Annotated in this window: 17 protein-coding genes; 7 read left to right on the forward strand and 10 right to left on the reverse strand. The window is 41.6% G+C overall.

Annotated elements, in window-relative coordinates; all coding sequences use genetic code 11:
- Window positions 1-168 precede the first annotated feature (168 nt).
- From glyA to pyrB, 5 genes are all read right to left on the reverse strand, one after another.
- The gene (gene glyA / locus DBK98_RS14925) at window positions 169-1,449 is read right to left on the reverse strand and encodes a serine hydroxymethyltransferase (protein ID WP_005805953.1); all 1,281 of its coding nucleotides are present in this window, start codon (window positions 1,447-1,449) and stop codon (window positions 169-171) included.
- A gap of 107 nt (window positions 1,450-1,556) precedes the next feature.
- Window positions 1,557-2,285, reverse strand: a complete 729-nt coding sequence (locus DBK98_RS14930; RefSeq protein WP_005805955.1) for a porin family protein — start codon at window positions 2,283-2,285, stop codon at window positions 1,557-1,559.
- A 4-nt stretch (window positions 2,286-2,289) separates the two neighbouring features.
- Window positions 2,290-2,859 (reverse strand): flavin reductase family protein, encoded by a 570-nt coding sequence (locus tag DBK98_RS14935; protein WP_005805957.1) that lies wholly within the window; start codon window positions 2,857-2,859, stop codon window positions 2,290-2,292.
- 88 nt (window positions 2,860-2,947) lie between these two features.
- Entirely contained in the window at window positions 2,948-3,409 is a 462-nt protein-coding gene (gene pyrI, locus DBK98_RS14940; RefSeq protein WP_005777611.1) for an aspartate carbamoyltransferase regulatory subunit, read from the reverse strand.
- 4 nt (window positions 3,410-3,413) lie between these two features.
- Window positions 3,414-4,340: an aspartate carbamoyltransferase gene (gene pyrB / locus DBK98_RS14945; protein WP_005777613.1), complete on the reverse strand. Its 927-nt coding sequence runs from the start codon at window positions 4,338-4,340 to the stop codon at window positions 3,414-3,416.
- 433 nt (window positions 4,341-4,773) lie between these two features.
- On the opposite strand from pyrB, the gene DBK98_RS14950 reads away from it, so the two are divergent.
- The gene (locus tag DBK98_RS14950) at window positions 4,774-5,052 is read left to right on the forward strand and encodes a LysO family transporter (RefSeq protein WP_005777620.1); all 279 of its coding nucleotides are present in this window, start codon (window positions 4,774-4,776) and stop codon (window positions 5,050-5,052) included.
- Window positions 5,049-5,669: a lysine exporter LysO family protein gene (locus tag DBK98_RS14955; RefSeq protein WP_005805967.1), complete on the forward strand. Its 621-nt coding sequence runs from the start codon at window positions 5,049-5,051 to the stop codon at window positions 5,667-5,669. Before DBK98_RS14950 ends, DBK98_RS14955 begins: the two co-directional genes overlap by 4 nt.
- Here DBK98_RS14955 and DBK98_RS14960 read toward each other — a convergent pair whose 3' ends face one another.
- Entirely contained in the window at window positions 5,670-6,587 is a 918-nt protein-coding gene (locus DBK98_RS14960; RefSeq protein WP_005805970.1) for a FimB/Mfa2 family fimbrial subunit, read from the reverse strand. It abuts the gene before it with no gap.
- Window positions 6,588-6,610: 23 nt separating this feature from the next.
- Window positions 6,611-7,990 (reverse strand): Mfa1 family fimbria major subunit, encoded by a 1,380-nt coding sequence (locus tag DBK98_RS14965; RefSeq protein ID WP_032537137.1) that lies wholly within the window; start codon window positions 7,988-7,990, stop codon window positions 6,611-6,613.
- 240 nt (window positions 7,991-8,230) lie between these two features.
- Between DBK98_RS14965 and DBK98_RS14970 the strand changes: the two genes are divergently transcribed.
- Both DBK98_RS14970 and DBK98_RS14975 read left to right on the forward strand, forming a co-directional pair.
- Window positions 8,231-9,187 (forward strand): helix-turn-helix domain-containing protein, encoded by a 957-nt coding sequence (locus DBK98_RS14970; RefSeq protein WP_175414016.1) that lies wholly within the window; start codon window positions 8,231-8,233, stop codon window positions 9,185-9,187.
- 179 nt (window positions 9,188-9,366) lie between these two features.
- A complete protein-coding gene (locus DBK98_RS14975; RefSeq protein WP_032537135.1) occupies window positions 9,367-11,538 on the forward strand; it encodes a fimbrial protein in 2,172 nt (723 codons plus the stop codon).
- A gap of 3 nt (window positions 11,539-11,541) precedes the next feature.
- On the opposite strand, the gene DBK98_RS14980 is transcribed toward DBK98_RS14975, so the two are convergent.
- The 3 genes from DBK98_RS14980 to DBK98_RS14990 all read right to left on the reverse strand — a co-directional run bounded on the left by DBK98_RS14980 (window position 11,542) and on the right by DBK98_RS14990 (window position 18,077).
- The gene (locus tag DBK98_RS14980; RefSeq protein WP_032537134.1) at window positions 11,542-12,492 is read right to left on the reverse strand and encodes a Dyp-type peroxidase; all 951 of its coding nucleotides are present in this window, start codon (window positions 12,490-12,492) and stop codon (window positions 11,542-11,544) included.
- Between the two features lie 214 nt (window positions 12,493-12,706).
- A complete protein-coding gene (locus DBK98_RS14985; RefSeq protein WP_032537150.1) occupies window positions 12,707-14,791 on the reverse strand; it encodes a RagB/SusD family nutrient uptake outer membrane protein in 2,085 nt (694 codons plus the stop codon).
- A 16-nt stretch (window positions 14,792-14,807) separates the two neighbouring features.
- Window positions 14,808-18,077: a TonB-dependent receptor gene (locus DBK98_RS14990; protein WP_005777634.1), complete on the reverse strand. Its 3,270-nt coding sequence runs from the start codon at window positions 18,075-18,077 to the stop codon at window positions 14,808-14,810.
- 338 nt (window positions 18,078-18,415) lie between these two features.
- Between DBK98_RS14990 and DBK98_RS14995 the strand changes: the two genes are divergently transcribed.
- From DBK98_RS14995 to DBK98_RS15005, 3 genes are all read left to right on the forward strand, one after another.
- Window positions 18,416-18,907, forward strand: a complete 492-nt coding sequence (locus DBK98_RS14995) for a PepSY-like domain-containing protein (protein ID WP_032537149.1) — start codon at window positions 18,416-18,418, stop codon at window positions 18,905-18,907.
- Between the two features lie 862 nt (window positions 18,908-19,769).
- Entirely contained in the window at window positions 19,770-20,483 is a 714-nt protein-coding gene (locus DBK98_RS15000; protein WP_080714616.1) for a hypothetical protein, read from the forward strand.
- A gap of 215 nt (window positions 20,484-20,698) precedes the next feature.
- On the forward strand, window positions 20,699-21,166 hold the full coding sequence (locus DBK98_RS15005; protein ID WP_005805993.1) for an HU family DNA-binding protein: 468 nt from the start codon (window positions 20,699-20,701) through the stop codon (window positions 21,164-21,166).
- Window positions 21,167-21,170 lie beyond the last annotated feature (4 nt).

Genomic DNA, 21,170 nt, shown 5'->3' on the forward strand with positions numbered 1-21,170 from the left:
TAAGTGAATATCTTCTTTTTTTAACTACTTAACAACGGTTCTTGGGAAGGAAAGGTTTTAGGGTGGGGTGTTAATGCCATGTTAAAAGAGCAAAAAAAATGCCCGCAACTTTCTTCACAGAGAATTGCGAGCCCACGTATGTTATTGTTTAATACTAAAATGTGCTATTTAATAAGCGAAGATCGGATATTTTTCCATTGTCTTATTGACACGTGCACGTACTTGTGCTATCACTTCTTCGTTCTCTACGTTCGATAGAACGGTTTCGATCATTTCTGCAATCTCCAGCATCAGATCTTCTTTTGCACCACGAGTCGTGATAGCGGGAGTACCCAAACGGATACCTGAAGTCTGGAACGCAGAACGACTATCGAACGGAACCATGTTTTTATTGACTGTTATATCAGCAGATACAAGTGCTTTTTCGGCAACTTTACCTGTCAAGTCAGGATATTTACTGCGTAGATCCACCAGCATCGAATGATTATCCGTACCGCCGGAAACGATGGTAAAGCCACGGTCAATTAAGGCTTGTGCCAATACGGCAGCATTCTTTTGTACTTGCTTCTGATATTCCTTATATTCCGGTTGCAAACACTCACCGAAAGCTACGGCTTTAGCTGCAATTACATGTTCCAGCGGACCACCCTGTATTCCGGGGAATACAGCTGAGTCGAGCAACTGAGACATCATTTTAATTTCTCCTTTTGGAGTTTTCTTTCCCCATGGATTGGGGAAATCTTTACCCATCATGATTACACCGCCACGAGGTCCCCGCAAAGTCTTGTGGGTAGTTGAAGTTACGATATGAGCATATTTCACCGGGTTGTCCAACAGTCCTGCTGCAATTAATCCGGCAGGATGTGCCATATCAATCATAAGGATCGCACCCACCTTATCGGCAATTTCGCGCATACGTTTGTAATCCCATTCACGAGAGTAGGCTGAACCTCCTCCAATTATCATTTTGGGTTTCTCACGTAATGCCACTTCTTCCATCTGGTCGTAATCCACGCGACCAGTTTCCTGTTTTAAATTATATTCGCAGGGAGTGTAAATGATTCCCGAAGTATTTACTAATGAACCATGTGAAAGGTGACCTCCGTGTGCCAGATTCAGTCCCATGAACTTGTCGCCCGGGTTCAACACAGCAAGAAATACAGCAGCATTAGCCTGTGCTCCTGAGTGAGGTTGTACATTGGCCCATTCTGCACCAAAAATCTCTTTCAAGCGGTCGATGGCAATTTGTTCACTCTGGTCTACCACCTCACAGCCGCCATAATAGCGTTTACCCGGATATCCTTCCGCATATTTGTTGGTAAGACAAGATCCCATTGCCTCCATCACCTGATCACTCACGAAATTCTCTGATGCGATCAGCTCAATGCCTTTCAACTGACGTTGATGTTCTTTTTCGATAATCTCGAAAATTAAATCGTCTCTTTTCATTATTTGTTATAATAAGATTAAAGTATATCTTGAAACCTTTATTATTATAATCGCACAAATTTAGGTAATATTTAAAGAGTGTGCAACCTTTTAGCTAAAAAAGTTATTTAAAATATAACTCCGAGTGAAAAACTAAGTACATTATCACGGCGTCGAAAAGTGATATTACTTACTTCGGGCTTACCTTCGACGTCTATATTATCGTAAGTAACAGACTTCGACAAGTTGCGAAGTCCTTGTTCATAACGGAAATCGAAAAAAATACGTGAAATGCTGACGCTTACTCCGATCACTGCGCTGGCATTGAAGGGATGTAACCTCTCATGGATGCCTTGCTGGTCGAAGTTCTCAAAGGTGATTTTATTTTTTTGATTCCACAGATATCTTAGTTTCGGTCCGGCAAAAAGAGACATGCTGTAAGGGCCTTGTCTTACTACGTGATAGCCGTAAAGCAACGGAAAATCAATACTGTGAATAGTTGAATTAACCGATGCATAGTCAGGTTCGATATCGGGATGTTGTGAACCCAGTTTGTCGAAAGTGATTTCGCATCTGCTGATGTTATACGATATCTCGGGCTGTATAAAATGTCTCTTCATGTTGAAGCGCATGAAGAGAGCACCGAAATAACCTATTTTATAATTATTCTGAATCTCGTCAATGGTTACATCTTTGATTTTCAGATTGGAAACCAAAAACATGGAAGAGTTAAAACCACCCCTGATTCCTACATTTATTTTGCGGTCATCCGGGCGTTTTTCCTTTTTATGATCACCTTCACCATAAGCGGCAAAAGTAATCCACATATATATAAAAAGGAGAATCACTCGTTTCATAGCTTCACTTTGTTTTCTTTTCTACTGACCAACCGAATTTACCGATCTTTTCTCCCAGATTATAATATCCCCCATGTACATATACAAGCGGATTAGCTTCTGCCAGTTCCAGTTTTCCGGTTTCCCGGTTTAAGTGACGGTCATCTGCCCGAATGTTTACCACATCGGCAATAAACATATCATGTGATCCTAAAGATACAATTTCTTTTACCCGGCATTCGATACAAAGGGGAGATTCCTCAATGAGAGGCGCACTTACCACCGTGCATTTACCCGGTGTCAGTTTCATTTCTTCAAATTTGTGATAATCCTTACCCGACCGTACCCCACACCAATCTGTTGCAAAAGCCATATCCCGGGTTGTCAGGTTGATCACAAACTCCATATTCTTTTTTATAATAGGATAGGAGTAGCGTTCGGGACGGACAGAAATATAGCACATCGGTGGATTGGTACAAATGGTTCCGGTCCAAGCTACCGTAAGTATATTGTATTCACTTTCATTGTTTCCGCAACTTACCAGTACGGCAGGCAACGGATAAATCAGGGTTCCGGGTTTCCAGTCTTGCTTCATCTTTTTTATTAATAGCGTGCTATATGCGCTACAAGTGCTATTACGTCATAGCACAGTATTTTAAAACTCGTAGCGCTGTGACACGTAACTAAATGATTGTGATATCTTCTCTTTTCTGTTCTTTTTCGCAATAATGGCATTTTATAACGCAACTATCCTTGTCAATCACATGGAATAACGTGGCCATCGGTTCATTGTTCGTAATACATTTCGGGTTGGCACATTTCACTATACCTTTTAACTCGTCCGGCATACGTACCTCTTTCTTTTCTACCACTTCGTAGTCACGGATAATGTTTAGTTTTACATGAGGTGCTACTACGGAAATACGGTTGATTTCTTCGTCACAGAAGAACTTGTCAGCAATCTTGATGATCCCTTTCTTACCCAGTTTCTTGCTGTCCAGATTGAATCCGATAGTAATATTGGTCGTCATGTGTTCCAACCCAAGCAGTGAAACTACAGTAAAGAGTTTCTCCGAAGGGATATGGTCAATAACAGTGCCGTTTTTCAGTGCGGCCACCTGTAGTTCTTGTTTATTCTCGCTCATGATTTTATAAAATATCTTGTAAAGTGATTCCTAATACATCGCAAAGTATAGCTTGACGGGCATATAGACCGTTCTGTGCCTGCTGAAAGTAGTATGCTTTCGGACTATCGTCCACGTCATAAGCTATTTCGTTAACACGTGGCAATGGATGCAGTATACGGAGGTTGGGACGAGTGTTTTCGAGCATTTTCGCTTTCAGGATATATACATTCTTCACCCGTTCATATTCCATTAGGTCAGTGAAACGCTCACGTTGTACTCGGGTCATGTAAAGAATGTCCGCATCCTTAATTACCTCTTCGTTGAAGTCTGTGTGCTCCACATATTTTATGTTATGTTCTTTGCAATAAATCTTATATTCTTCCGGCATCTTCAGCTCTTCGGGAGCAATGAAGTGGAAAGTCGGATTAAAATGCCGCATTGCCATCAGTAAAGAGTGTACTGTACGTCCGTATTTCAGGTCACCTACCAGATAGATGTTCAGATTCTCCAGTGTACCTTGTGTTTTATAAATGGAATAGAGATCGAGCATTGTTTGTGAAGGGTGCTGATTGGCTCCGTCTCCGGCGTTTACGATAGGCACAGGGGCCACTTCACTGGCATAGCGTGCTGCTCCTTCCAGAAAATGCCGCATTACAATCACGTCAGCGTAGTTACTAACCATCATAATTGTATCTTTCAGAGTTTCCCCTTTGGATGAACTGGTGGCTTTAGGATCCGAGAATCCGATAACCCGTGCGCCCAGGCGATTGGCAGCGGTTTCGAAACTTAGCCGGGTGCGGGTAGAAGGTTCAAAAAATAGGGTAGCCACTACTTTACCTTCCAATAACCGGCGGTTGGGATTCTTCTCAAATTGTTTCGCCATTTCGAGCATATAGAGGATTTTTTCTTTCGAATGCTCCGCTATGGTTACTAAACTTCTGTTTTCCATATCGTTATATGTTTATTGATATATCCTTTATTTCGGTTTGTAAAGATACGAAGAAAAATATAGGTTCTGCAAGATTTTCATCGTCTTTTTATGAGTAATTCCACTACTATGACTATTTATATTTTGCATAATTATTTGGAAAATATGCGCAATAGTATTACCTTTGCACTGTAATTAATGAATGATATGAACCGATTGTTTACTACATATAGCATACACAATGCCGTGCGAGAAAATAAGATTCTGTACGGACACTGCATTGTGCATGTACATTGGTTTAGCGGATTTATCTGAATTACTCCCTGTTTTGTAGTTTGATTTATCTCTTTTCGTTCCCCTTATTAAATATAAGGTGAAAGGGAGGATCTGTCCGGCAGCTCATACATAAAAGTTGCCAGGGATTGCATTGTGTAACTTTTTAAAATATACGAGTATGTTTTCCATTATATCTATCATGTTTTTAGGTATTGGCATCGGTTATTTGCTGCGTAACCTGAAATTTCTGGAGAAAGTAGAAAAGAGTACTTCGCTTACGATATTCCTGCTACTTTTTGTGCTGGGCCTTTCGATAGGCTCCAATAGTTTAATCGTAAATAATCTGGGTAAATTCGGATGGCAAGCCATTGTGTTGGCCACTTCAAGTATCTTGGGCAGCATGTTGGCTTCTTTTCTCGTATTACGCCTGTTTTTCAAGAAAGGAGGAAAATCATGAAAGGTAGTCTGATTGTTGTCGCATTTTTCTGTATAGGCTGTTTGGTCGGAATCTTCAATGATTTCCAGTTTGACATGCACAATCTTTCTATGTATATACTTTATGCGTTGATGTTGCAGGTTGGCATCAGTATCGGAAGCAATAAGAATCTGAAATTTCTGATCAAAAGTCTACGCCCCAATATGCTTTTAGTGCCGATAGCTACTATTGTCGGAACCCTTCTTTTTTCAGCTTTTGCCAGTTTATTGTTGAGTCAGTGGAGTGTATTCGATTGTATGGCAGTGGGAAGTGGATTTGCATATTATTCCCTTTCATCCATCTTGATTACTCAGTTTAAGGAAGCTTCTGTAGGATTACAGTTGGCAACGGAACTTGGTACAATTGCTTTGCTGGCCAATATTTTCCGCGAAATGATGGCATTGCTGGGCGCACCACTGATCAGGAAATATTTTGGGAAACTGGCCCCTATTTCTGCTGCCGGTGTAAATTCAATGGATGTATTGTTGCCGTCCATTACTCACTATTCGGGAAAGGACATGATACCTGTTGCCATCTTTCACGGAATCCTCATTGATATGAGTGTACCTTTCTTTGTTTCATTCTTCTGCAGTTTATAGTTATATTTCTTCATTAACTATCTCCCAGCCATTAATCTTGATAATGACCGGGATGTAGTTATCGAAGGATATTTCAATGGTGAAATCATGGTTATGCTCAAAATCAATATTGGGATTTTCGCCTATGAGTTTACCAATAAGATTCTCATCATAGCGGATTGTACCTGTTTTGTCGGCAATTCGCAGCCGGGGTTCTCTATCCTTTTCCAGTCTCATTACATTGAAGTCGGCAATCAACGGATCTGATTGTCCCGATGATGCTTCATAAATGGGAATATAGCTTATCTGGTCATCATCGGAGAATTGTGAATCATATCCATACTTACCGTTATTATCCTCTATATAAATGTTGTCACTTCTGTCTTGATTCAAATTATGAGCAATGACCCGGATATGATTCGTCATTTGTTTCAAGTTTATCAATACAATTGTTTTTTCTTTACTGTTAAGCCCGACTATATCGTGCATACCGTGATAGAGCAGTTTGGGCTGATTGATTACCCGGTTGTCCTCCTGACGTTTTACAGATAGAAAGAAATCATCGATATAAGTTTTTCCCGGCACACATTCAGAAGTCTGATAAGTACTTTTATCATAGCCACCCCATGCTACAAATTGGTAACTGCCCTGTTTGTAAGGCAGCTCCATGACATAATCGTCATTGATTGAAGTCATAGAATCGTTTACCTGAGAGATAAAAAGCCCTTTTTCATCGAATATGAAAACAGCCAACCGATCGATACCTTGTGGAGTGTTCTGTCTTGAGTCTGCATTTGTATCATAGCTGAATTTGAGGGCCAACCCTCCATCATCCCGGGGACATCCGGACATATCTTCCCGAATGCAATTCGTGAGTACGAAAGGCAATATAATGAATATGAATACTCTGAATCCGGCTTCTATCTTGCAGGTGAACATTCTGTGGGACATTAATTAGCTGGTTATAAATCGTGATCTTCTTCAATCACCTCCCAAGGGATAATCTGGATGTCGACTCCAATCCATGAATTAGGCTTGATTGGTTCTCCGCTGTCAAAGTTATCCGAAGGATTTCCCGGTGCTTGTATAGAATTGATGTTGATCTTAAAATATTGGTTTCTGTAGATATTATAAGGAGCCTGTGGTGTGACTGCATCACTGTTAACAAAAATATGATAGTAACACAATCCGTTGCTATACGTATTCTCCGATAATAGGTAGGCCCCATTGATAGATGGCATTTGCGGAGTATTTGCGGCACATAGCTCCGCAAACTTTTCTGCCGTAGGTCCATCTATAAAGTAATTGGCAACACCATCGGCAGTCCGCACGACAAAGAATGTTTTATCCGCCGGTTTCGGATTCACGATGATTTCAAAATCAGCCGCAACTGTAGGGGGATTTATTTTGGCAGATATGATGTTAGTGGGTGTAAATACCCCGCTGACACTGATAAAAGTTGCTGCATCCACATTGGATGTACCCGAAATATACTGGAATGCATTTTCCGTAGCATAAGAAAAAGAGGTAGGCACATCAGCCGAAGCATAAACGTTGATGGCATCTGCTCCCCTCGTAAAATCTGCTGCGGTATAATTAGCCCAGTTATAGTCTTTGATGAGAGCGTCCCTGTTATCCTGAATAAAGTAGAATTTTTTATTCAGGTTTCTCCAGCCGAACTTCAGATCTGTCATCGTTCCGCCTCCATTCACTACAAAGCTCTGTGATTGGAACACCGCCGCTTTTGCAGTGACGCGATTTACAGAAATGGTTATGTGATTGTTTTCGGCTTCACTTTTCTTCTCATATAAATCAGTAGCGGGCGTAAGGGTCGGATAAGCACTATTGAACATGACAAATCCATTTGTTTGATCGGCCAATTTTGTTATTTCTTGTGTGAAATCTTTATAGCTGAATGCACCTAATCCATTAGAAGTAATATAGTTCACTATTTCTGCATTAAGGTTTACTCCCGCAAAAATATATTTATCCGTCTTTTTGGTACTGACCGGTTGGCTGGTCACCCAGGTAGAACTCCCGGCTGGTTTCTGTGTGAGCGTACCTCCTGCGACCGTAAATTCAGCTACAGTAGGTGTATTGGGAGATTCTGCGTCATAAATAAACACATGTAGGGATTTCACTGTATTTTCCGCTGCAATTCCCGGATCTGTAGATACTGCACGTGTCTTCGATGCGTGGGGAATGCTGATGGAAAAAGAGGCATATGCATCCGGGGCAATTACGTCCGGATTGCTGGGCTGGTCAACCCAATCATTGTCATTGCTGCATGCGGCCATAGTCAATGCAACCAGTGTAGTCATAAAGATTTTACTTGTTTTCATTATCTTTTTATTTAAGTGGATATACTACGTTTTTTTCAGATAACAAATATACCTTCCAGACAGCAACGATTTGTGACTTTAAAAATGTATTTATAAACAAAAAGTGTCTATTGAAGCAACCCCTGAAAAAGAAAGCTCTGATAATGCAACGCACCGTCATCAAAGGGATTGTTCGTTTCGATAGGCGCAACAAAAGTTACAGATTACTTGTTTACAGATAAAAATATAAAAACAATGATTATGCGTGATATAAATACAGATTTAATAGATGCAATGAAAATATACTTACCCAAGGGGAATAATCTTGCAAATGCGCTGATGGACATTCTTTACCTTGGCAAAGAAGCTACTTACAGGCGGTTGCGGGGTGAAGTGCCGTTCACTTTTGCCGAAGTTGCCACCATATCTCAACACATGGGCATTTCTCTTGATAAAATAGTAGGGGCCGATTTGAATGACAACGCTATCGTTAATCTGAATATGTTGCAATGTCAATGCCCTGCGGAGACCTATTATTCTATTATTGATTCGTATATAAAGTTGTTCGGTCAATTGATTGAACGGGAAAGTTCGGAAAGAAGTACCTCCTCAAATACCGTTCCGCAAACCCTGTATTTAAAGTATGAAGCCTTATCCAAATTCCAGCTTTTCAAATGGATTTACCAACATGAAAGCACATATGCAGGCAGGCATTATGAAGATTTGGAGATTCCGGAAAAATTGATTGACAAGCAAAAAGAATTTGTAAATTTATCCCAGCTATTCCAGACAACCAATTATATATGGGATAAAGAGATATTTATCAGATTGGTCAATGAGATCAAGTTTTTCTTAAATATCAATCTGATATCAGAAGACAGTGTAAAAAGAATAAAGAAGGAATTATTGGTATTACTGAATGAATTGGAGGAGATCTCAGCTCAGGGAAAATATTCATCCGGAAAAGATGTGAAAATATATATATCCGATATCAATTTTGAGTCTACATATAGTTATGTAGAAACAGATATCTACCATCAATGCCTGATAGGGGTCTTTTCTATTAATTCCATAACTTCGAAAGATGATTTGCTATTTCAGCATTTGAAGGCATGGATACAGTCATTAAAGAAGTATTCAACTTTGATTTCGCAGAGTGGTGAGGTTCAGCGAATCCATTTCTTTAACCGGCAACAAGAACTGGTGACAAGTTTATGACGAAGTTTCGAAAATGGATACACGTCTTTACACACATTTCCGATTGTTGCATAATTGGACAACAAATTCATGTGAGATGTGATAATAGAAAAATCTTTGTTTACACCATTCATTAAACGCCACGGATTCCTTCCTGAAAAAGTCCATCTTTGTATCTGAGAAAATAAACCTAAACCCTAATGAAAAAATTAATGGTTATTCTGATAACCGGCCTTTTATATATGTCATGTACCGACAGTATGGAAGTGCCCGGAGATGCAGATAGAAATAATACAGAGGATGTATCGGTAAGGTTAGTGATAACCATACCGGCCTCCACTACATATGCCCGGACGCGAGGAACATTTGCGACGACCGATCATGAGTCTAAAATCAGTGAGATTCAAGTGTTAGTGTTTGAAGAAGGTAAATATAAGTACCGTGTACCCGGCATATCCATCAACAACACTTCATCCGCTGCTTCTTTTAAAGCTTTATTAAAATCAAGCAGTTCGCCTTTAAAATTACTCATATTAGCCAATGCTACCGATGCGGTAATAGCCAATGAGCCTTCGGTGGATGATAGCGAAGATTTGGTGAAAAAGAACATCAATCTCCGGTTCAACAATATCACTTCCGATTTTCCAATGTATGGGGAGTATGAATTGCCCGGCGGATTAGAAGCAACGGTTATAAATAATATTACCGGGATAAAGATGTTACGTTCCATTGCCCGGGTAGACGTGAAAGCTACGGAAGTGGCAAACTTTAAGCTGTCAGGGGTGAAAGCATATCGTGCCAATGACCACTTACAGATAATACCCGATGAAACCGGAGTCGTCAGGGTTACGCTTCCGAGCGTACCTGCCGGAAGTACCGGAAATGTAAACAGTGTCCTGTATCCTGTACCTGCTGAGGACCTGAATGAATTTTCAGCCCAACTCTACTTGCCTGAGGCCGATTCACCAGCCCCGGACAATCGGGTCAGTCAGGCAACCTGTATTATTGTGGAGGGTTATTATGAAGGAAGTGATCAACCGGGTTACTACCGTATGGATTTTGATCCCGATAATGTTGAAAATGCTTTCGGGCAAGTACTTCGTAATCATAAGTATATTTTCAATATAAAGAAGGTCTCAGGTCCGGGGTGGGGTAGTCCGGACGAAGCGGCGAATAATCGTTCCGCCCATATCGTAGCCGAAGTACAGGCATGGGATGATTATACCATTGACATGAGTTTCGATGGAGAACATCATTTTGGGGTATCTTCGCGAGAGATCATCCTCAAGAACAAAGCCGGTTCGGCAGGAATCATCAGTGTGAATACCGATCTTCCGGATTATACTTTACAATGGGCCGACGCGGCAGGAACTCCCCAAGGAACCGCCGACCAGTCATTAGCAAATGAATTCTTTAAAGTAGAAAAAACACAGAATGGGAGTCAACTGGTGATTACAGCTCTGCAGAACAATTCGGCAAGCAATATCCGCCGTACTCAAAACTTTATGATTACAGCCCATCGATGGCGTATTTTAGTGAATATACAGCAGAGATATGATGTCGCTGCCTACAAAACAATTGATCTTTTAACATTCAATGCCGGTTTGGGATATTTAGGAACGAATATAATTGGCTCTGGCAATGCAGAGGCGCGCGCAACCGGTCTTCGCGGAATACTCAATAATCAAAATAATTTCGGTCCGGCCGGAACAGTTGAATGCGGAGGATATAATCTGATTGGCGTGAGTGCGAGCAATAATAATCTGACAGATGCTCTTTTCGCGGCTTTTGATGTCGTTTATGTCCATTATATGAGCAATTCTTTATTCGGGATCTCGGATGCCCAGAAAGCGCACAATTGGGTGAAGGCTAAAAAGAACCGTGTATTGATTGTTTCTTATGATGCCAGTGATGTCAGCCAGAATTTATTAAAAGAGATATTGGGTGGAAATAGTGGCATTTCTTTTATCAGAAGTAATACCGGAGCATTTCCTTTGGCAAACCCGGTAGACAGTAATCGTTATTTTACTAGCACCGGTCCTTTTACCAGTGGTTCATATACTCCTGTCAGCACTGGTTTTTCCTTACGCAATTACGATTCTTTTCATGGTGAGATATTGCTTAATACCGATGCTTCTAAAGGCATCACTCCTATATTGATGGGATCTTCAGGAGGAATTGTTTTAGGCATAGACTACTCAAGAAGAATAGTCTATTGGGGCGATACGGATATAGGCAACTCGGGAACAGGTACAGGAGGGACCACTAATAATCGTATAAATAATGATGATGGGACCATTAATAATGATGCCTCCAAACTGATAGCCAATGTTTTTGCCTGGATAGCGGAGACTGTACTGTATGGAGAGTGATTACTATTCTCCGAGTGTAGCAAGCAAATCGTACGAAGGTACAAAAAACAATGTGCCTGTTACCGGAGTACTGAAGTCCAACAAACGATCGGTGTTCCCCACAGGGTCACCAATAAACATGTTCTCCAACATTTTGCGGGTAGTACTGAAGGTGCTGGCATAGCCGATAAAGTATGTTCCATATTCTCCTTTAGAAGTGTTGGCAAACGGCATATTGGCACGTACGATTTTCAAATCGTCACCGATATTGGTTACGGCATTGTGGGCATTTTGCGGTTTCTCTTCGTCCGACAATTCCACATCATTATATTTGCGGCGGCCAATCACCTTTTCTTGTGCTTCGACTGGAAGCGAGTTCCATGCTATCATGTCATGGATATATTTCTGCACAAAAACGTAACTGCCTCCTGCGAATTGCGGGTCTTCGTCACCGATAACTGCAAAATGATAAGGGTTTTCATCTACGGCCGGATTCTCCGTACCGTCTACGAAACCGATGATCGCTTTTCCGTCCATATATCTGAACCCGTGTGTTTCATCGATGGATTCTGCCACACCTTTGAGTTTTTCGTCAATTATAGAGGCAAATTCAAAACAGAGACCCATCTGTTTAGCCCGGATGTGCAGTAACAAGTCGCCCGGGGTAGATACAGCTATATATTTATCTCCTTTTATCTCTTCAAAGGTACTTAACTCTTTAGGTTTGTCCAACTCCGGAAAAAGTCTGCTCCAGGCATCGGCACCAAACCCCATCGTGCAGCTAAATTGCATATCAGGAAAACGGTTACGCATACTGCGTATCAGGGCGGAGAAATTAGCACATACATCTTTTACTTGCTTGATTGCATCGTCCGATTGCTTCAGTCCATAAACAATAAAAATAGCGTTTTCGCCTTGTTTCTCAGTTACATCTTGTGGTATATTTCCACCGAATAATTCTTCATGTACATTCATACTTTCCTATATTTTAAAGTTGTTGTTTATTGTAGTCGGTCTGATCTGATCAAATCAGATTTTATTCTTTTCTATATATCATATAACTTAAAAGACTTGGCTTAGGTTCATTCGGAGGTTTGATTTTGTTCACCACAGGATACATCGGCAAACATACCTTGTATAAACTCTGTGGTGAACTTTGTTATATTACGGTTTTACGTATTTGGCGACATTACTCAAGCGCTTTTCCTGTACCGACAGGCCAATATGGATTCTGATACATCATGGATGTATTGATGTCTTCCGGATTGGTGGCCGACAATTGCAAATCCTGTAGTCCGAGTGGTTCCAGATAATAAGCTTTTTTCCAGGTATATCCGTCATAAAGTTGATTATTCGTTTGTGTCCTTCGCAGTGGTCGTACGTATTTCCCGTCCGATTTCGGCGACATGTTGGCAGATGTGCTGCCATCGGCTACTACAGCAGACTTTTCATTTCCGTCTTTATCCGTGGTTGTGTAGAGTTTATAGGCTTCATCCCAGAAGTTGATGCCTTCTACAATATACGGTTGTGTAAATAACCGGTCCCAAGAGCGCCATCTCTTCAGGTCATCCCAGCGCATGCCCTCGGCGATAAATTCGCAGCGGCGTTCACGGCGAATATTGTAAAGCGTCGCATCTACCATTCGGTCTCCCGAGTAAACTCCGAGGTCGTCTTCGCGGCTCAGATCCGTACTATTGATCGTCTTCTGATAGTCTTCATCGACACCGGCACGTCTGCGAATGGCTTTCCAGTAGTCCTGTGCCTTACTGTCTAACGAACCATTCTTCTCATAACAAGCCTCAATATAGTTAAGATATGCTTCGGAAGCACGAAAAATAGGACAGGCATTGGTCCCCAGCAATTCGTCCGATCTGCTTTGTTCGTCATCATACGGATAGAACTTACGGGAACGATAACCGGTGATATCACGTGTCTGTTCCTGATCACTGATTACTGTAGATTTTACCCAAGGTACAGGTACGGGATTCGTTACCATGTTTCCCGCCTGGTCCTTATTGTAATTCTTCACTGTATCTGCTCTTTCATCTGTCATCCACGCATCTTTTTCTCCCCACACAAACAGTTGCAAGCGCTCGTCGCGGTCTTTCTTTTCATCAGAAACCGTTCTGTCATCAATAGCATTGTTGCTTGCATAGATAGGCATACCGTCTTTCATCAGAAATGTTTTGATCAGTGAACGTGTCAGTCCGGTGCGGTCTCCGTTTTTAAGGCGTGCACCTACACAATGTGATACGGTAAGTGACAGGTTATATTGTTTCCACAGCAGTACTTCTTCCACATTCGAAAGATCCGGCTGGCTGAACATTTCGAAATAAGGATTCCACCCATAAAGTGTATTGTATGGAGGATTCATTACATGCGAGTTTTCTGCCAGTTGAACATGATCGGCAACTGCTGCCGCTGCTTGCATTGCTTCCGTCAGGAAGAAGTTTATTTCTCCTGCTATATCGAATGTTTTTCCACTGTTATAGCTTATTACGGCTCCGGGCCATGTTGGATCACCCGGTACGCGCCCCGTTCCCTGATGATATTTCTCGAAGGTTGCTTCGAACAGTGCAACTCTTGATTTCAGCACCAATGCAGCCTGTTTGTTAATACGCTGGTTATTCTGGAAACCACGTTCTTTCAGGCGACTGATAGCTTCGTCAAGATTTTTTAGAATGAAGCGTGCCACTTCATTGCGCGGTGCGCGCTGACTTTTCTTGATCAGTGTTTCGGAGTCGTCCGGCAATACTTCGGTAATGATGGGATAATCGCCAAAACGTACCAATGCGTTATAATACGCCAGGGCACGGAAGAAATAAGCCTCTCCGATATACTGCTTCAACAATTCTGCATCTCCGGGAATCGTACCCTCTTTCTCTTTCGGCAGTACTTGTTCAAAGAGATAATTCCACACACGAATACGGTTCAGAGGTTCCTGAATATTTTTCCCTTCGGGCACCTGTTTGTTTCCCGCAAAATAATCAAGGTTTCCATCATCACTCAATAAATTGTCGGTGTTAGCATCATTTCTTACCACTCCGGAGTTCCATGCCCTTTGGTGATACATCTTGGTTGTATTTGAATTTTCAAGGTAGTCGTCATAGTAATTGATAACATAGCTTCCCACTTGATCTACTGTGTTGAAGTAATCTTCCGGAGTGATATCACTGATTGGCGAACGGTCCAGGAAGTCGTTGCATGAAGTCAGTGCCAGTCCGCCCATTCCGATTAACGAGCAGAAACAGATATGTTTCAGTTTTAGTTTCATCATTTGTCTGGTAAAATTAGAAGTTAACATTTAAGCCGATAGAAATCGTTCTCTGCAAAGGATAGAGCTTACCGTCTCCCCAGTCGCTACCCAATAATTCCGGATCAAATACTCCGCTGATTCCCGAGAAGGTCAACAGATTGTCTCCGGACACATAAACACGTACCGATTCCATTGCTGCTTTCCGGGTCCATGTTTTGGGCAGAGTGTAGCCAATCTGGGCATTCTTCAGACGGCAATATGCGGCATTCTGTAGATATCCGCTTTGTACTTTCTGGTTTTTATCTGTATTAAAATAGGGTTTTGGGTAGTAAGCATTAGTGTTTGCACCGAGAGGATCACCTTCCGGACGCCAATAGTCCATGTGCTCTTTAAATGCAGTTGATTGCCATAATCCGCCATTTGCTCCCCAGAAGTACGGACCGTCCAACCAGTAATCTCTTTTCATCACTCCCTGTAGGAATACTGAGAAATCGAATCCTTTCCATGCTCCGGTCAGTGTCAGACCGAAATTATACCTGGGTGTGCTGTTACCGATAATTGTTAAGTCACCATGATCTTCCAGAGTGTTCGATCCGTTGTTAACCCCTTCTTTTCCATCCAGGTTTGCATACATAATGTCACCGGCTCCCCAGTTTGTTCCCCAGTTGGGTGTGCCTCCGTTGGCCAGGTGCGCATTCATTTCCTCTTGGGTTTGTGCGATACCAACAGTTTTGTATCCCCAGATGTCACCCAATATCTGTCCATTATAGTATACGTCCGAAGAGAGTGAATTCGTCGGGTTTGGATATTTCAGTATCTTACGTTTTCCATCAGATAAAACGAATCGCGCACTATAATCAAACTCGCTGATGCGGTCTCTCCATGAGAGCTCCAGCTCCCAACCGTATGACTTCATGTCGCAGTTGTTCACTTGAGGGGGTAGAGCTCCCAGTACGGGGGGTAATATAGGAGCAGGACCTATCATATCGTATGTGTAACGGTTATAATAACCGACCGATCCTGTCAGGCGATTATTGAGCAAACCAAAATCCAGACCGAGATCCCATGATTCAATGGTTTCCCATGTCATCAGTGAATTAACGATGCCCGGCAGTTGAGCTGTATTTTGTTTCTTGCCGTCGATCAGCCATCCGGAATTGGCAGATCCCGTAATCATATTTTGATAAAAGGGATACCAGGCATTGGCCTTATCCGTGTTGTTGTTGCCAAGCTGCCCCCAAGAGCCCCTCAGCTTTAAGGTGCCGATAATACCGGCCAAAGGACGGAAGAAATCTTCACGTGCGATATTCCATCCGGCTGAAAAAGAAGGGAACAATCCCCAACGCTTATCGCCTACAAACCGTGAAGAACCGTCATAACGCAGATTGGCTTCTAACATATACCGCTCTTTGTAGTTATAGTTCACACGTCCGAAGAAACCGGCAATTGCTCTTTCGCGTGCCCATGCATTTGCCTTCTGATTGTCCTGAGTCAATCCTAAAGAAGGAACATTCGAACTGATCAGGTCAGTTCCGAATCCGGTCATTCCGCTTGGCCGGAAAAGTTCGGCGTTGAAACCACCCATCACTTTAAAATAATGATCACCGATTGTTTTTGCATAGTCGCTGTAAATGTTGCCGGAGAAGTAATCTTCATCTTCACGTTCGTCCTGAACCTCTGAATATCCGGCCGCTCCACCGTTCCACGACAATAAGTAAGGTTTGTTGTTCACGTCATATCCATAGATCGGTAATACTGCCCAATGTTGCTTTCGTGTATAGGTACGCATACTTCCCTCTACTACAATTCGCCAGTCTTTGACGGGCTCGAAGATAGCTTGCAGCTGATTGGTATACCAGTTTTTCTGGCTCGTTTGCACACCTCCCTCTTCCAACTGAATGATTTCCATATTGGGCATGTAATGACCGTTCGGATCCATAGGAGCACAGGTCGGCCAGCGGCGGGCAATGTTATGAAAAAATGCGCCTGTCATGTAAGTTGGGCGGTCATAGTCTTCACGGGTCCATTTGCTCGTGTAGTTTAACGTGATCCACTCCGCAGGTTTTGCCGAGATTTTAGCATTCATCGTATAACGGTTGAAATTATCTTCGCCGTGCTTGATAAGGCCATTCTGATTCAGGAAACTGCCGCTGATCATATAAGTCAGCTTCTCTGTTCCTCCACTGATACTGAGGTTGTGTTCCGTAGAGGGTGTCCAGCTTTTATAAAACTCTTTGAACCAGTCTGTATTGGCAAAAGATCCTGCATAGCTTTTCCATTTGCCGTCCGGTCCGGCTTCCAACCCGTAATACTCGGGAGTGGAAGGATCGGTAAACTTTCCGTTTTGGAAGTCCAGAATATTTTGCAATGCTTTTTCGTCAAAGGTAGGAGATTCCCCACCATTGGTCGAAGCCCGGTTAAAATACTGCGCAAAGGTGTAAGAATCCACCATGTCAGGCAACTGAATGGCATCCGAGAAACGTACATTACCCGAATAGTTTACACGTGTTTTGCCACTTTTACCACTCTTCGTAGTGATCAGGATGACCCCGAATGCCGCACGCGCACCATAGATCGATGAAGAAGCTGCATCCTTCAGTACAGATACCGATTCAATATCATTCGGGTTGACTGTATTCATGTCTCCTTCGATTCCATCGATCAGTACCAACGGACTACTGCTCGAACCATCGCTTATCGTACCTGCTCCTCGGATGTTTACGTTTAGTTCGCCATCCAGTGTACCACCGCTACTGCCCACGGACATATTCAGTCCCGGAATAACTCCTTGCAGTGCCTGTGACACATTCTGTACGGGGCGCGACTCCAGGACGTCCGCATTGACCATACTTACAGATCCGGTAACGTTTACTTTCTTTTGTGAACCATAGCCCACAACTACCACTTCATCCAGTTGCTTTGAATCTTCTTGCATGGTGATATGGAGTTCCTTTCCGGTCACTTCCGTTGTGACAGTTTTGTAACCGATAAATGAAAACTCGAGGATAGCTCCTTTGGGAGTGTCAATAGAGAACTTTCCGTCCAGGTCGGTGATGGTTCCCGTATTGGTGCCCTGCACTTTTACGGAAACTCCGATAAGTGGTTCACCCGTGTTGTCGATGATTACACCGGTGGCTTTCACGGTTTGTTGTTGTATACTGGCAGTCGCTTGTGTTTTGTAAGTATCGGTCGTCGCTTGTGCCGACTGTGCGCACCACAGCAACAAAGTAGCAACTACTGTTTTCAGGCAGTGTTTTTCCCATACTCTTGTAAACCTTAAGGATAGGTTACTTTTTTTCGTCATAAATTAATAGGTTTGAGTTAAACATGTTTTTCAGTTTTTTACTTCTTTTGCAACTCCGTCCTCATCTCGGAATCGAAGTCTTGTTAGTTTTTGTTTTCTTCTACTTTTTCATAATTTTTCTTTTAAGTGATACAATTATTCCGGTTTCTCTGAAAAGAAACTAATTGATGAAGTAGACAAAGATTATGCCAGATGTAAAAAGATGGTATAAGGCACTAATGAAGTATAATACGGGGATGTAAATGTGGAATTCACCACAATTTTGTGGAATAAATCCACAAACAAAATCCGCTTGACGTTGTTGTTGTATCAAACTTAAATTAATAGAAACCCAAATGATAAAGAAGCTTAACCCCCTTTTGTTGATGGCAATGTTGTTATTCATTTCCACCACTGTTTTTTCAGCCGGTTTTCCTCCTCCCGATAAAGTGCAGGAAGCCTTTCAGAAAATGTATCCTAAAGTGACCACGGTCGATTGGGAACGAAAAGGAGATTATCACATTGCCGATATCAGGGTGAAAGGACGGGAGCTAAACGTCTGGTTCAGTGATAAAGGTAAATGGTTGATGACAGAGACCGATGTCGAATCTTTGGAGGCTGTTCCTCCTGTTGTGGCAAAGGCCTTTATGCAAAGTACGATGGCGTCCATGCAATTGGAAGATGTAAGAATCATCACTTTTCCCAAGCAGCCGGCGGTCATCATAATCGAAGTGGAGGAATATGACACTGATTCGGAATTTCAGTTGTTTTATTCTCCGGACGGTAAACTCTTACAGACTCTTAATGTAAGCGAAACAGGAGGGGAGATTTATCCCGGACTGTTTAAATAGAGTTTGCTACATAATACCAGCTACTCTTTTCACCACAGCTAAACAAATTACGCAGATATTCAAATCACATCTATTGATTTCTTTTTTCTCTGTGTAATTTGTGAATCTGTGGTGACTAATCTATGAAGATCATTCCTTTTCTCCATGCGATTGTTCATTGAGATTTCTTTTTTATTGTGCCATGGTTTCAGAATCATCCTCAGATTTGTATCGTTATCTTCTTATGCTCGTACAATTCATTCCCGGACGCAATTATTCTTTAGCTTTTCTCCAAAATTGCATTTGAGAAAGGTGTAGCCCAACTGTTGTTTGGGTGTAGCCATCCGATCGTTATGGCTACACCTTTCACCTTGGATAGCTACACCCTTTTCAGGTAATCAGTCTTACCTCCTTCCGATAATTCTCTTTGTAGGAACTATATCTTTTTGATTTTTAGAATATTATTTTGTTGTCTAACTTACATTTTACAAAATTGTCTGCATCTATGAAAGGGTATCTTGGTAAGATGATTACTATTACGAATCATAATAATATGATGATTGGAGTAACAACTGTCATGAAATACTATTTTATAGGATAGAAGAAAAAAAGAACAGATTCCTTTGTGAGTAATTAGACAAAACCGTATTTTTAGAGACATGATTATGTGCGGTCGGATGATATGTATATAAATTTCTGATAATTAATTTATTAGATATTAGAATTATGATGAAGTCCATAAGCTGATGTTGTAAATCTCGGAAGGAATGACTCTATGTGTGAAAATATCATTTGTTCCATATGTGATAGTATGCCAAAAGAGTCGTATCGAACAAATTGCGTAGTTAGATAGCCAGTGGACATTATCAACTTAAAGAATAAAATGAAAGATATTATTGATCTATTACAAAAGAAACGAATAAAAACTGTTGGTGCCTTAAAGCAAGGCGAACAACATCAGCTCTCTTGCCTTCAACAAATAGTAAATAACATATCAGGTTTCAATTCCCAATTTTGGAGAATTGGAGACCTAGGATTATATGAAACCAAACATCCAATCAACATAGATTCTTTGAATGGAGATTTTGTTGCGTGGTTTGATGTCGGGAATGAAAATTTTCCCACTGAAAAACAACTTGCCACATGGGAAGACTTTTGTAAAATCAGCCCAACGAACATGAAAGAAATGATTATCGAGGGACTTACGAAGTTATCAAGGCAAATGGATTTATTACTTGCTGATATCAAGCCTCAATATGGCCCAGTTTACAATCCAAAGGCGGTATCAAGAAACGCAAAGAAAGCCATTGAAGTGATGAGCAAAAACAACAGGTCTATCGGTCGGCAAGCTAAATCGATTTTCCAATGCACTTCTGTTGTGATTCCAAAGCAAGACAAGTCCCCAGTTCGGTTTATAATTCTAAACTTTCAGATCGGGCGGCATCCATATGAATTTGAAGCTGTCTTTTGTGATAGTGTAGTATTTATCATTGGAGAAAACTCAGGTTTATGGACTCGACTTGATTGGGATTATGAATTTAATGTATCAGATTTTAATATTGCAACAGCTTTGCATCCATATTGGCGACAGAAATAATATGAAATTAAAGGCAGAGTAAAGAAAATAAAGCTATTCTGTAATGTAGTCGTGAGATCAGTTGATAATAAGCGAGTTATATCATAATCCTGAAAAAACACTCCGTGAGGGGCTGTTTTGTTTGGAACTTTTTAGAGAAAACCGGATATTTGCACTGTTGATCAACGAAACGAGACTATAAAAATGAAATTTAAATCTTTAAAAAGAAACGTAGTATGAGTGTAATTTTTAAAACAGTGCAACGCCCGTCAGATCCGCGCGTTGAGAATTCTCCGAAGAGGTATTATCCGCAACTCATTACATTGGGGCGGTCGGTAAACCTGAAGTTTATAGCACAGAAAATCCAGGACCGTTCATCACTTTCGGTAGGTGACATTAAGAGTACGATTCAGAATTTTGTAGAAAAGCTGAAAGAGCAGCTGCTGGAAGGAAAAGCGGTAAACATTGAAGGATTGGGGGTGTTTATGCTCGCAGCCAAGTCGAAAGGTGCCGAAAAGAAAGAAGATATCACGGCCAAAAGTGTAGAGGCTGTACGTATCTATTTTCAGGCTAACAAAGAGTTGAAAATTACCAAAACGGCTACCCGTGCGGGTGAAAAACTGGACCTGATCAGTCTGGACGATTACCTGAAAGGGACAACTGATGGAGGAGACGGAGGTATCGTAGATGATCCGACGGCATAAAACG

Origin of the sequence: Bacteroides sp. PHL 2737 (assembly GCF_004115325.2) — a bacterium.
Lineage (GTDB): Bacteria > Bacteroidota > Bacteroidia > Bacteroidales > Bacteroidaceae > Bacteroides > Bacteroides hominis.

Bases quoted from the DNA above. Each gene is read 5' to 3' on its own strand.
- glyA (WP_005805953.1), bottom strand. From the start codon at position 1,449: ATGAAAAGAGACGATTTAATTTTCGAGATTATCGAAAAAGAACATCAA.
- DBK98_RS14930 (WP_005805955.1), bottom strand. From the start codon at position 2,285: ATGAAACGAGTGATTCTCCTTTTTATATATATGTGGATTACTTTTGCC.
- DBK98_RS14935 (WP_005805957.1), bottom strand. From the start codon at position 2,859: ATGAAGCAAGACTGGAAACCCGGAACCCTGATTTATCCGTTGCCTGCC.
- pyrI (WP_005777611.1), bottom strand. From the start codon at position 3,409: ATGAGCGAGAATAAACAAGAACTACAGGTGGCCGCACTGAAAAACGGC.
- pyrB (WP_005777613.1), bottom strand. From the start codon at position 4,340: ATGGAAAACAGAAGTTTAGTAACCATAGCGGAGCATTCGAAAGAAAAA.
- DBK98_RS14950 (WP_005777620.1), top strand. From the start codon at position 4,774: ATGTTTTCCATTATATCTATCATGTTTTTAGGTATTGGCATCGGTTAT.
- DBK98_RS14955 (WP_005805967.1), top strand. From the start codon at position 5,049: ATGAAAGGTAGTCTGATTGTTGTCGCATTTTTCTGTATAGGCTGTTTG.
- DBK98_RS14960 (WP_005805970.1), bottom strand. From the start codon at position 6,587: ATGTTCACCTGCAAGATAGAAGCCGGATTCAGAGTATTCATATTCATT.
- DBK98_RS14965 (WP_032537137.1), bottom strand. From the start codon at position 7,990: ATGAAAACAAGTAAAATCTTTATGACTACACTGGTTGCATTGACTATG.
- DBK98_RS14970 (WP_175414016.1), top strand. From the start codon at position 8,231: ATGCGTGATATAAATACAGATTTAATAGATGCAATGAAAATATACTTA.
- DBK98_RS14975 (WP_032537135.1), top strand. From the start codon at position 9,367: ATGAAAAAATTAATGGTTATTCTGATAACCGGCCTTTTATATATGTCA.
- DBK98_RS14980 (WP_032537134.1), bottom strand. From the start codon at position 12,492: ATGAATGTACATGAAGAATTATTCGGTGGAAATATACCACAAGATGTA.
- DBK98_RS14985 (WP_032537150.1), bottom strand. From the start codon at position 14,791: ATGAAACTAAAACTGAAACATATCTGTTTCTGCTCGTTAATCGGAATG.
- DBK98_RS14990 (WP_005777634.1), bottom strand. From the start codon at position 18,077: ATGACGAAAAAAAGTAACCTATCCTTAAGGTTTACAAGAGTATGGGAA.
- DBK98_RS15000 (WP_080714616.1), top strand. From the start codon at position 19,770: ATGAAAGATATTATTGATCTATTACAAAAGAAACGAATAAAAACTGTT.
- DBK98_RS15005 (WP_005805993.1), top strand. From the start codon at position 20,699: ATGAGTGTAATTTTTAAAACAGTGCAACGCCCGTCAGATCCGCGCGTT.